Below are 12,236 nucleotides of genomic sequence, written 5' to 3'. Positions count from 1 at the left end.
GGCAACTCACACGGCCCTTGTTGTACATTTGACTTGTTGATTTACTGCGGATCTGGCACATCTTCTGGCATTGTGCGGAAGAACTGTACGACCATGGGCAGTGTGATAGCTGCGGCAATGACATCCGCGATAGTCTGGGCCATCTGGATTCCAAGAAGGCCCAATGCGTGGCTGAGGATCCACAGGACCGGAATAAAGACCAGTCCGCTTCGGATCATGGAGAGAAAGGTTGCTTTTCCGCTGCGCCCGATGCTCTGGAACATCATATTTCCGCAGAGGGAAAATGGCATGAAGAAAAGGGCGAAGCACTGGATGCGCAGTGCTGTTGTACCGATTGAGATAACCTCCGGATCATCCCGGAACATTTTCACAATAAAGCTGGAAAAGCCGATTCCGACCAGGGCGGAAAGACTCATAACGACCAGGCTGCTGCGGATGCTGAACCAGAAGGCTTCCCGCACGCGGCTGTATTTTTTTGCCCCGTAGTTAAAAGCGCTGACTGGCTGGAAGCCCTGGCCAATACCGAGCGCGATGCAGAACAGGAACATGATGATCCTTGTGACAATACTCATGGCGGCAATGGCGGCATCGCCGTACGGAGCAGAGCACAAGTTCAGGATCATGACAGAAATGCTGTTGAGCCCCTGGCGCATCAGGCTTGGGAAACCGGTTGCAATGATATTTTTTACATCCGCAAAGCTGTGTGTCACATAGCGGATATGAATGCGGCTCTGGACTTTCCCCTTGAGAAACGGGCTGATCAAGATCGCCATGCTGATGTACTGGGAAACGGCGGTGGAAATACCGGCACCGCGGACCCCGAGATTCAGTCCGAAGATCAGAAACATATCCCCGAAGATGTTGAGAATGCCGCCGGAAGCCAGACCAAGCATGGCAAAGAAGGCCTTTCCTTCGTATCGGAGGATATTGTTCATGACACAGCTGGATGCCATGGCTGGTGCGGCAATAAGAATCCAGGTACTGTATTCAATGGCGTGGGGAAGAATGGAATCAGTGCTTCCCAAAAGCCGCATAAACGGTGCATGGAACAGAAAGCCGAATACACAGATGCAGCCTCCGGCAAGCAGTGACAAAAAGAAGCTGGTGGAAGCAAATACGCGGGCACTTTCCACGTCGTGTCCGCCCAGCTTGCGGCTGATGTTGCTTCCGGCACCATGTCCGAACATAAATCCAAATGCGTTAATGATCGCCATGAGCGCAAATACCACGCCGGTGGCGCCGCTGACACTGGTCCCGAGCTGGCTGACAAAGAAGGTGTCGGCCATGTTGTAGATGCTGGTCACCAGCATGCTGACGGTGGTGGGAAGTCCCAGCCGCAGTACCAGCCGGGGAACCGGGGTTTTTGTCATTTTGTCATATTGTTCCTGTGCGCTGTCTCGTTCCATATTGTCTGTAACCTGCCTTTTGCTTATCGTTTTTTATTAATTCAATTTCCAGTCTTTTAAAGGTTTTAGCTCAATACGGGTTCCATTCGGAAGGGAAAACCAGTGATCGTTGATGACGATTGTAGGATAAGCTTTGATCTTTTCCATAATTTCCGGGATAGAATCGACCGCGATGGAAATGTGATCGTATCCATTCTGGCCGTCGACGCAGATTTCTTTTGTCTCACAGAGCTGTATGCCTTCCTGATACCAGCATTTTCTGGCTGGTTTTTCTCCAATTTCCCGCCACATGTGCATGTCAAATACATCTTCAAAAAATTTCTGTGCTTTTTCATAAGAAGTGGTACGGATTGCTGCATGATCGAGTTTTGCCATAGTATCTTCTCCTGTTTTCTGTTGATTCTTATATTACGATAACGCATTTGGAAGTAAATAGCAAATAGAAAATAGATATGCGGCGCATACAAAATTTGATATAATGATGCTGAGAGGAAAAGGTTTTTGCTTCTGCGATACCGGAGTGTTTTTGCGAAGGTAAATGGGCTGCGCGTGAACCGTACTGTGAATGGTAAGCGGAGTGAAAACCGGAAGAGGAAAAGGTACGGATTACGATGGAGCAGGAACTCTGGAATTGGACAGAATCAGCGGTGGAAATGATCCCGTTTGCGCTGCTGGCTGGTTTTTATAAAGAAAAAGAAATCCGCATTACAAAGCTCTCAGAGGAAGGATTTTGTTTTCGGACTGTACAAAAGATTGAAAAAATCGATACGGATTTTTTGCTTTCTTTTTATGATATGGAATGGAATCAGTATGAGGAGAAAATGGTCCGGGCAATGTGCTGGAAGCTGGAAGGTCAGACGGAGTTCTTCTATGTTTATGCGGTGACTGTAACACAGGAAGATTACTGTCAGGCAGTGCGGAAGCTGTTCGGGCAGTATGACCGCTATATCCGGCTGAAGCTGGAGGAGGACGATGGACTTCTGGCGGAAACACTGACAGGGTATCCGGCTCTGGAGGATGAGGTTTTTGCAGATTCTTTTGCGGAGCAGATGCAGAACTGGTGTGAAGAGACCGGGTTAAACAAAGAATGGGAAGCGGAAATGAGCAGGAAAAATGCGGAAACAGGAGATGTGATGGAGTGCTCCGGGGTAGGGGAAAAGGCAAAAACGAAGCCGGAACAGGAATGCCAACGAAACCTGGAACAGGAGCAGAAGCGAAAAAGCAGCCTGGAAGATGAGGTGGAACTGGCTCTGGAATTGGACCATCCAGCGCAGTATGCGGCATTTCTGGAGCAGGACCTTGCAGAACTTTTGCGCCATTACAAAACGAAAAATTCGATCATAAAACGCTGCTTTTCTCATAAAAATCCAGACCGAATTTACATCGGAAATGCATTTTGTCCTTTGTTATTTCCGGAGGAAGCAGTTCTGTTTGCCATGTTAAAAAAGGCAGAAGAGCAGAAGCTTGCAGTTACGGTTACGTTCTCTTATGTAAGAGAAGAACAGCTGGAATATACAGAAATACTATTGCAAAAATTGGAAGACTGGTGTGCAGAATACGGGGCAGAAATCGAAATTGCAGTGAATGACTGGGCTATGGCAGATATGCTAAAAGAGCGGACCGGACATTTAAAACCGTGCCTTGGCACGCTGTTGAATAAGCGGAAAAAAGACCCGCGTATGGCATACAAAATGGGAGGCCACAGGCTGTTGGAAGAAAATAGTCTGAACACAGATTTCTACCGTGATGATCTAAAACAGCGTTTTGGAATCATACGTTTTGAATGGGAAAGCTGCGGTTATGAGCAGAAGCTTCCAAACGCAGAAAACCATATGCACCTGCCGTTTTACCAGACGAATACTTCTCAGTATTGCACCTTGTATGCAGGGATTTGCTGGAAAGACAGGGGAAAACAGCAGATGGTGACAGAGTGCAGCAGGCTTTGCCAGGCAGCAGCATATCTGTACCCGAAACATTTGCATATGGTGGGGCGTGGAAACTCGTTGTTTGGAATGGATACGGATATTATGAGACAAACCGGCATTGCAAACCAGGATTGGGACAAGACGGTGGCATTTTGCAGGAATCACCGGATCAGCCGCCTGGTGGTGGCCTGCTGGTGGTAAGGCAGATGGATATGGGAAAAGATTCTATGATACCAGGGCGCCAAGGTTTGAAAACTGATACAGGCTTAGTCACAAGAGAATTTGATAAAGGTAGTGGAGAAAGCAAAATAGAAAGAAGACAAAAGCAGTAAAACAAAAGCAGTAAGACAAAAGCAGTAAAACAAAAGCAGGAAAACGAGGAGGCAGATAAAGAACTGTGGCAGAAAACAGAATGAAAATCGTAGCGGGACTTGGCTCGATCGAAGAATATATCCGGTTTTGTGAGGCAGGTGCAGACGAATTTTTTGCCGGGTATGTGCCGTATGAATGGAACCGGAAATATGGCACGCTGATGTCGTTAAACCGCAGGGAAGTGTTTTGCAGCAATGTGCAGCTTGGGGCATTTTCGGAGCTGGAAATTCTGGCTGCGATGGTTCAAAAATACAAAAGGCCGGTGCACTTAACCTTCAATGCGCTGTATTATCTCCCGGAGCAGTATCCTGAGATCGCGGACATTATTAAGCATTGCATGGAGCTGGGTTATCAGACCTTTATTGTGGCAGATCCGGCTCTGATCGTTTATCTCAGGGCACAAAAAATAGATTGCCAGATCCACCTGAGTGGGGAAACAGGGGAGGTGAACAGTCGTATGCTTTCTGCCTTTCAGGAGTATGGGATTCAGCGGTTGATCTTTCATAGAAAGAATAGCTTTTCTGACATGAGATCCGTGATCCGGAATGGAAAACGGGAGGGAAAAACGCTGGAATATGAGGCCTTTGTCTTAAATGAACTGTGTCAGTTTAGCGGAGCATTCTGCAACTCCCTGCATTGTGATGAAATGGGGTATCTGTGCCGGGTTCCGTATTGCCTGGGACCGCTTAGACGAGGAAAAATGCAGGTATATGGTGTGAAGGCGGAAGGTCAGAACATAGAAGAGCAGGACAATGAAGAATGGAATGTTGAAGCAATGGGTGACAGAGAACTGGCTGATAAGGCGCATGATATAGAAGCATGGAATGACAAAGAACGATATGCAGAAGATGGCTATCTCTGTGGTGCTACCGGCTGCGGACTTTGCGCTTTGTATCAGTTGCAAAAGGCGGGAGTTACGCATTTGAAACTGGTCGGACGTGGAAATTATGTAGATTTTATGGAACGGGATATCCGGAATCTGAAGAGAGCATTGGAAATTTTGCAGGAATCGGTCCGTAGTGCAGGGCTAAACGCTGCTGGCGGTATACCGGCAGACGAAATCGCAACGCGAAAGGTTGCCAGAAATGCAGGAACTTATCTGGAAGAATTTTATAAAAGGCAGATGAAACAGGAATTATTTCCGCATGGCTGCAGCGGAAACTGTTATTATCGGGAAGCTTCCCTGGGCAAATCCGCTGCCGGTTCATGATTATGCACGGTGAGAAATTGTTACTGGACATGTATGCGTGTACAGTAACGTGAAAATTTCTGGACCCTGGATTTGCCCTGGACAGCTATTGGCATCAGTTCCCCATACTTTCGTGGATCAGCTTTAATACGTTAGCCAGCTCTTTTGCACTGACCTGACCCGGTGCAGAAGTTTTGCCGACTGACCCGAAGGTTAAAGAAGAGCCAAAAACTTCCCCGCACAGGCGGCTGATCATGCCAAGCGGCCCCATGGACATAGTAATGAGCGGGCGTGTGGTGCGGCAGTCCATTTCCTCTGTGGCGGAAAGGAGCGTCACTACATCCTTCCGGGACTGCGGCATAACGGCAATCTTTAAGATGTCAGCGCCCATCAGGTCCATTTTTTCCAGGATGGAAAGGATTTCTTCCTGCGTTGGCGTGGACTGGAAGTTGTGGCTGGAGGCAACGACCGGAATTCCTGCGTGGTGTGCGGTATCAAGAATGGAGCGGACGGTGTCATCGCCGGTGAAGATCTCAACATCGATCAGGTCTGCAAGGCCGCTCTCTGCCACCTGGCAGTTTAACTGCTGGTAAGAAGCGGGGGAGATGCTTTTTGCTCCGCCTTCCTTCGCCGTACGGAAGGTAAAAAGGACCGGAATGTCTCCCAGAACTTCGTGGAGAGCCTTGAGTACCGCTTGGGCAGCTTCCGGGTCTTCGGCCTGGTCAAAATGGTCGCAGCGCCACTCTATGATGTCCGGACAGGCCATCAGGACATTTTTGGCAGCGGTAAGAATGGAATCGGATGTGTTTTCGACAATTGGTATACAGATTTTAGGGACGCCATCCCCAATCTGGATGTTTCTGACATGAACGGGCTGTTTCATAATAAAGCCTCCTGAAGTGTAAAATGAATTTTTGCAGAACTGCTGTGTCCAATTATAGCAAGTGGAGGATTTATTTGCAAATGTTCGTGCTTCACAGATGAATTATGATAAAAGCATATTGTGAAACAGATGTCAAGTCTTGAATGCGAATATTCTCTGCTATATAATGGGAATCCATAGAAATAACATGCAGATTCTGGAAAACCGGAAACAGACTGCAAATTTAACAGACAGGTGAGGAATATGAACAAAAAGAATTTTGAAACGGTATTGGAACAGTACATGGGCCGCCTGGCAGGTCTTGAGCAGGCAGATGACAGCGATCAGGTTTACAAATGGCGTGCAGTGGGCTGTTTTAAGCGGTTTTGGAATTTGGAAGCGGCAGATTTTGCCGGAATGTTTGAAAAGGCTATGCAGGAGGCTGGAAATCTTCTTGACGATGCAGCCATGCAGCCGGTAGCAGGTCTTCGGATGCTGCTTGCGAGGGAGCCAGAGGTCGAGTACGTGAGAGAGTGCTTCCGTTTTTTATTCAGTGATGACGGAGGAGACCTTAAAAAGCGCCAGGACCGCGCTGAGTTCTTTGCAGATAAGATTAACGAGCGTATCCGTTATTACGAGCGTACAACGAAGAAATATCTCCAGAACCGGGATCATGTTATCTACTATCTGAATCTCTGGAAACCGGAAGAAAACTATGTGTTTGAAGCATCCTCCGCTTCTGGCTGGGCAGCCTGCACAGAGTTTGACGGAGATTTCAGCAGTAAGAACTTCTCTCTGGAGAGTTATTACCGGATGTGCGACGAGCTGCTGGAGGAGATCCGCGAGAATGAGGAACTGACAGGGCTTTACAGCAATCTGTTTGAGGAAGAATTAGATGGCTACGATGACCAGCTTCATATTCTGGTCTATGATATCATGGACTGTGCGAGTCTGTACCGCTATTATGCAGGCATGGACATCCGTAAAGTACCGGGAAGAGAGCGCACAAAAGTGGCGGAAGCTAAGGCAGCGCAGGAAAAGCTGAAGCAGGAGATTGAATTAAAGGAAAAACGCCTAAAGGAGCTGCAGGAAAAACCGGTGAACCTTCCGGATGTAGTTGGAAAACAGGTAAGCCATAAGACGTATGGTACTGGTGTGGTACAGTCGAATGACAACGGAACCCTTCTGGTTCATTTTGAAAAGGCAGATAAGAAATTCAAGTATCCGTCAGTGTTTACCCAGGGCTTTTTAAGCTTTGCAGGGGAAGAAACCCAGACCGGGGAAATGTCAGAATTTGAGGCAGACCAGAAGAAAAAAGCAGCGCTGGAGAAGGAAATCGCGCAGCTGAAAAAATCGCTGGGAAGCATTACTTTATAATATCATTTTACAAAAAACAGGCATCCGCATGATGTGATATGCCCCTGTCAAGCAGACGGGGACATATCAACGATCAGCGGTGCCTGTTTTTTGTTGTCCTTTTTACCGTTTTTTGTTATGTGCCTTTCGTTGATAGCAGTCCCATGGCCATCCGATGAGGCAGATAAGTGCAAAGGTGGCTGCGGTCAGGGCAAAGGTGGAAAGGCGTGTCGGCATCCATTCCATGGGCTTTAATTCCACACCGGTCGTGCGCAAAATGAGCTCCACAAAGAAATACAAAGCAAAGCTCTGGATGGAAAACAGCAGCATGGAGCGGCGGCCGCAAAACTGCCAGAATCTGGAAAATACACTGCCCGAAAAAGCCGGGCGGGCAGCCATGCGGGCTGCAAGAAGCAGTGCGGCAATGCCGGAAAATGCAGCCCCGAAATAGTAAGGCGGAGCGGTGTAGCGGCAGTCACAAAGATTCACGTAAGTGCTGAGCTCTGGACCGAAAAAGAAGCTTAAGACTGCGAAAAACGGAATCAGAAAACCAGTATATGGCTCCATCTTTTCCAGAAGCTTTTCCTGGTTTGCGTAGTACCCGGCGATTAGGAACACAGCTGCGCAGAGCGCGGAATCCAGTTTCAAGGGAAGCCGGTCCATGACCGGGATAAGCGGATCAGCAAGGCGGATATAGGTTCCCGCAAGCACCAGGGCTGCGAGCGCATAGCAGCGCACGGTCAGAGAGCGTTTGTCAAAGAGCTTCAGCCAGATGAGGGCGTACAATCCGGCAAAAAACAATGCCGGGAGGAACCATAACTGCCCTACATAGATCTGCTGTGGCTGTCCGTAGTAAAAGATCCAGGTCAGGATATGCTTCCATCCGTATTCATCGATCGCAAGATGATAATACGGGCGGATGGTGCAGATAGCGAGTGCGGTCAGTGTGACCGCAAAATAAGGAAGGATGAGTGTCCTTCCTCTTTTTTTGATGTAATCCAGGCATGTCTTGTATTTTTCCGGACGGAAGGTCATGCCGGAGAGAAAGAAAAAGGCCGGCATGTGGAACGCGTAGATCCACCGGAAAATGGTATGATGCATGGTCACGACATGGCCCAGCACCACCAGAAACAGGGCAAAGCCCTTGGCAATGTCGATATCGCTTCTTCGCGTTGTACTCATTTGTAACGTTTCCCCCAGTAATAGAAAAAATGTCTGCCAAAGAAACCGCTCTTTGGCATAAGCATGTGCAGGGCACATGCGCTGCTGCTTTTTAGTGTATAGAAGGGCATGCACAGCTTGCCCGCTCGATCAGCTGATGCGGCACTAAAATTTTGGTGGCCGGAAGCTCAGGACGCTCGATATGGCTGATCATCTGACCGGCTGCTTCTATGCCAAGCTGGCAGGAATTGATGTCAATTGAGGTCAGCTGCGGTGAGGTGAGCCTTGCAAACAAAGAATTGTTAAAGGAAAGAATGGAGAGGTCCCTTGGAATGGAAAGGCCGGTTTCCATGCAGATGCGTTCCAGCGTCAGTGCGAGGATATCGTCGCTGACCACGATCGCGGTGGGGCGGTCAGCAGATTCCAGTAATGCGTGGACCGGAGTGTGACCCTCTGCCGTGATGGATGGAAGCTCCAGACAGTATCCGGGCTTCGGCAAAATCCCATGGCGCGCCAGAGCCAGCAGGTAACCACTTTTCCGGTCTGCGGAGAAAACCAGGCTGTTATCGACTCCAAGATAGGCGATCTTACGGTGACCGAGCTGGTAAAGATATTCTGTTGCCTCGTCACCGGCCAGCAGGTTGTCGTTGTCGATGTAAACCGTCTGGTTTGCGTACTGGCAGGCCTTCCCGATGAGCACGTAGGGCAGCTTTTCCCGGTGGAGAAATTCGATGACCGGGTCATTCTGCCTGGAGTAAAGCAGGATAAAGCCATCTGCCTGGCCGATACGGGTCATGGAACGGACCGCTTCGAGCACTTCCTCCTCATCCTGCCCGGTCACAATGGTGCTGATGTACTGCTGCTGGTTGCAGACCTGGCTGATGCCACGGATCGCTTCCAGATAAAAGGAGTTTTCATAAACTTCACGCGCAGAGACCGGTAAGATGATTCCGATGGTGCGTGTGTTGCGGGAGGCCAGGTTACTGGCCTGGAAATTGGGCTCGTATCCCAGCTCTTTCATGGCACTGCGTACTTTTTGTTTGGTTTCTTCGCTGATGGAAGGACTGTTTTTGCAGGTGCGGGAAACCGTAGAAGCGGATACCCCGGCCAGCGCAGCTACATCTTTGATGGTTACGGACATCGGTGCTGCTTCCTTTCTGTCTTTGTGATGTGTTTCGTCATGCTTTCTGCTTTATGGTTAGTTATTTTGTTATGATTTGCAGAAACACTATTGCTTTTTATTTTACGGGATTGCAGAAAAAAAGTCAACGGTACTATGCAAAATCATGCAAAAATTGCATAAAAACAGAAACAAAAAATTTCTGGACATTCCGCACAAAACCGGAGTGCGAAAGTTGTGAAAATCGGAGAATCCATGCGAAATAAAAGAATGTGGTTGCATTCTCGCGGGAAACCAGATATAGTTAATGCAAACGGTTGCATAGATTGCACAAATAATGGACGCATGGTTGTAAAAGAACAGGAAGAACCGGACCCAAAATGCCAGAGCGTGCGCAAACGTGATCAGGAATGCAGCCAGAGAACATGAGGGGGATTTTTTATGAAATGCAGTAAGATTTTCTCTCCGATGACGGGAGAAGCGGTAGGGCTGGAACAGGTTCCAGATCCGGTGTTTTCCCAGAAGATCGTCGGGGATGGCATGGCGGTAATCCCGTCCGAGGGAAATATTGTAAGCCCGGTAGACGGAGAAGTGATCTCCGTGGCAGATACCAGACATGCGTTTGGACTGCGCACGGCAGATGGAGTGGAGCTGCTGATCCATGTAGGCCTTGAGACGGTTCATTTAAACGGAGCCTGCTTTCAGGTTTTTGTGAAACCGGGAGATCAGGTGAAGGTGGGTGACCGCCTGGCAGAGGTGGACCTGGAATATTTAAAGGAGCATAACATCAACCCGGTGACCCCGGTTCTGGTGTGCGGCGGCATGGAAGGCAAGAAACTTTGTCCGACAGAGGGTGCCGTGAAAGCGGGAGAGACTGTGCTGATGCAGGTGGAAGCAGGAAGCGGGGGAAACGTAGGTGCAGCAACTGGGAAAATCGCAGGTACAGAAGCAGTGAACGCAAACCAGACAACAGCTTCAGCAGACCACAAAACAACAGACAAAAAAATGGCGAATGAAAACAATGCAAAGGAAGCAGCAGCCCAGGCAGATAAAGCAGCTGGCAGCAGCCAGAGCCCGAAAAAGAAACCAGCCTTAAGCTTTAACTTCGATTTTCTTCAGAAGCTTGGCAAGGTTTTGATGACAGTTATCGCGGTGATGCCGGCAGCCGGTTTCATGATCAGCCTTGGTAAGCTGGTTCAGATGGGCGGGGCAGATCTGGCCGTCCTGATGACGATCGGAAGCACGATGGAAAATATCGGCTGGGCCGTGATCAACAATCTGCATATCCTGTTTGCGATCGCGATCGGCGGTTCCTGGGCGAAGGAGCGTGCAGGCGGTGCATTTGCGGCGATCATTACTTTTATTTTGATCAACCAGATCACGGGTTCCATTTTTGGTGTAACCTCCGCGATGTTAAATGATCCGGATGCAGTGACCCATACCCTGTTCGGACAGGAAATCCTGGTAAACGGTTATTTCACTTCCGTTCTTGGCGCACCGGCCCTGAATATGGGTGTGTTTGTCGGAATCATTTCCGGTTTTGCCGGCGGTGTGATCTACAACCGTTATTACAATTTCCGCAAATTGCCGGATGCGCTGGCATTCTTTAACGGAAAACGGTTTGTTCCGATGGTCTGCATTGCCTGGTCTGTGATCATTTCCCTGGTCCTGGCCGTGATCTGGCCGGTGGTACAGTCTGGCATTAACGCGTTTGGTGTGTGGATCGCGAATTCTTCTTCCACATCCCCGATCCTGGCCCCGTTTATCTACGGAACCCTGGAGCGTCTGCTGCTGCCGTTTGGCCTGCACCATATGCTGACGATCCCGATGAACTATACTTCCTTTGGCGGAACCTATACCATTGCAACCGGTATCAATGCCGGAACCCAGGTGTTTGGCCAGGATCCGCTGTGGCTGGCATGGGCAACCGACCTGATCAACTACAAGAATTCCGGCGATATGGCAGCGTACCAGAACCTGCTTACCACCGTGACCCCGGCCCGCTTCAAGGTCGGCCAGATGATCGGTGCGACCGGTCTGCTTCTTGGAATCGCCCTGGCGATGTACCGCAGAGTCGATGCGGATAAGCGTCAGAATTACCGTTCCATGTTTGTTTCCACGATTTTAGCAGTATTCCTGACTGGTGTTACGGAGCCGCTGGAATTTATGTTTATGTTCTGCGCACTGCCGCTGTATGTGGTTTACGCAGTACTGCAGGGATGCGCTTTTGCTATGGCCGGTGTGATCCACCTGCGTCTCCATTCCTTTGGAAACCTGGAATTTTTCACCCGTATCCCGATGTCCATCAAGGCTGGTCTGGGCGGTGACCTGATCAACTTTGTAATCTGCGTTGTGGTATTTTTCGTGATCGGCTACTTTGTTGCATATTTCATGATCGGAAAATTCCAGTTCGCAACCCCGGGACGTCTCGGAAACTATACCGATGAAGGTGCAGCCGACGATGGCGCAAAGTCTGCAGGTGGTAGTGGAAATAAGCAGGCGGATGGAAATACAGCCGGAACGCTGCCGGAAAATGGAAACGGAGCTGGAAATAACAGCGGTGCCAATGGCACTGAGGCAGCAAGTGGCAGCCAGGCCGAGCGCATCATTGCACTTCTCGGCGGAAGAGAGAACATTGTTCTGGTCGATGCCTGCATGACCCGCCTCAGAGTTACGGTAAACGATCTGGATAAGGTTGCCGAGCTTCCGGAGTGGAAGAAGGAAGGCGCATTGGGACTGATCAAAAAAGATCAGGGAATCCAGGCTGTTTACGGACCGAAGGCCGATGTCTTAAAGTCGGATATTAATGATATTCTGTGATACCAGGGTCGAAAGGTCAAAAATC

At 49.2% G+C, this 12,236-nt stretch carries 10 protein-coding genes; 5 read left to right on the top strand and 5 right to left on the bottom strand.

What is annotated here, in order from left to right; all coding sequences use genetic code 11:
* Nucleotides 1-41 precede the first annotated feature (41 nt).
* Nucleotides 42-1,406: an MATE family efflux transporter gene (locus tag DW922_RS14830; protein ID WP_118726985.1), complete on the bottom strand. Its 1,365-nt coding sequence runs from the start codon at nucleotides 1,404-1,406 to the stop codon at nucleotides 42-44.
* Between the two features lie 36 nt (nucleotides 1,407-1,442).
* Nucleotides 1,443-1,781, bottom strand: coding sequence for a VOC family protein (locus tag DW922_RS14825; protein ID WP_118726984.1), 339 nt, complete (start codon nucleotides 1,779-1,781; stop codon nucleotides 1,443-1,445).
* A 236-nt stretch (nucleotides 1,782-2,017) separates the two neighbouring features.
* Here DW922_RS14825 and DW922_RS14820 point away from each other — a divergent pair, with 236 nt between their 5' ends.
* The 3 genes from DW922_RS14820 to DW922_RS14815 all read left to right on the top strand — a co-directional run bounded on the left by DW922_RS14820 (nucleotide 2,018) and on the right by DW922_RS14815 (nucleotide 4,913).
* On the top strand, nucleotides 2,018-3,532 hold the full coding sequence (locus tag DW922_RS14820) for a hypothetical protein (protein ID WP_118726983.1): 1,515 nt from the start codon (nucleotides 2,018-2,020) through the stop codon (nucleotides 3,530-3,532).
* Between the two features lie 5 nt (nucleotides 3,533-3,537).
* Complete coding sequence (locus DW922_RS18340; protein WP_279221347.1) at nucleotides 3,538-3,663, top strand: hypothetical protein; 126 nt, start codon at nucleotides 3,538-3,540, stop codon at nucleotides 3,661-3,663.
* 65 nt (nucleotides 3,664-3,728) lie between these two features.
* Nucleotides 3,729-4,913 (top strand): U32 family peptidase, encoded by a 1,185-nt coding sequence (locus tag DW922_RS14815; protein WP_243032260.1) that lies wholly within the window; start codon nucleotides 3,729-3,731, stop codon nucleotides 4,911-4,913.
* A 94-nt stretch (nucleotides 4,914-5,007) separates the two neighbouring features.
* Here DW922_RS14815 and aroD read toward each other — a convergent pair whose 3' ends face one another.
* Entirely contained in the window at nucleotides 5,008-5,775 is a 768-nt protein-coding gene (gene aroD / locus DW922_RS14810; RefSeq protein ID WP_118726982.1) for a type I 3-dehydroquinate dehydratase, read from the bottom strand.
* Nucleotides 5,776-6,018: 243 nt separating this feature from the next.
* On the opposite strand from aroD, the gene DW922_RS14805 reads away from it, so the two are divergent.
* Nucleotides 6,019-7,131 carry a hypothetical protein gene (locus DW922_RS14805; protein ID WP_118726981.1) on the top strand — a complete coding sequence of 371 codons (1,113 nt, stop codon included), beginning with the start codon at nucleotides 6,019-6,021 and terminating at the stop codon, nucleotides 7,129-7,131.
* A gap of 102 nt (nucleotides 7,132-7,233) precedes the next feature.
* Here the strand turns inward: DW922_RS14805 and DW922_RS14800 are convergent, their stop codons facing one another.
* Both DW922_RS14800 and DW922_RS14795 read right to left on the bottom strand, forming a co-directional pair.
* Nucleotides 7,234-8,292, bottom strand: a complete 1,059-nt coding sequence (locus DW922_RS14800) for an acyltransferase family protein (protein WP_195715082.1) — start codon at nucleotides 8,290-8,292, stop codon at nucleotides 7,234-7,236.
* A gap of 91 nt (nucleotides 8,293-8,383) precedes the next feature.
* Complete coding sequence (locus DW922_RS14795) at nucleotides 8,384-9,412, bottom strand: LacI family DNA-binding transcriptional regulator (protein WP_118718213.1); 1,029 nt, start codon at nucleotides 9,410-9,412, stop codon at nucleotides 8,384-8,386.
* 420 nt (nucleotides 9,413-9,832) lie between these two features.
* On the opposite strand from DW922_RS14795, the gene DW922_RS14790 reads away from it, so the two are divergent.
* Nucleotides 9,833-12,211: a PTS transporter subunit IIBC gene (locus tag DW922_RS14790; RefSeq protein ID WP_118726979.1), complete on the top strand. Its 2,379-nt coding sequence runs from the start codon at nucleotides 9,833-9,835 to the stop codon at nucleotides 12,209-12,211.
* The last annotated feature ends 25 nt before the right edge of the window (nucleotides 12,212-12,236 follow it).

The sequence above is a fragment of the Clostridium sp. AM42-4 genome (assembly GCF_003480105.1).
In the GTDB taxonomy this organism is placed as follows: Bacteria; Bacillota; Clostridia; order Lachnospirales; family Lachnospiraceae; genus Brotaphodocola.
Note: the sequence above shows the minus strand (reverse complement) of the source record. Positions and strands in the feature narration are given on the sequence as shown.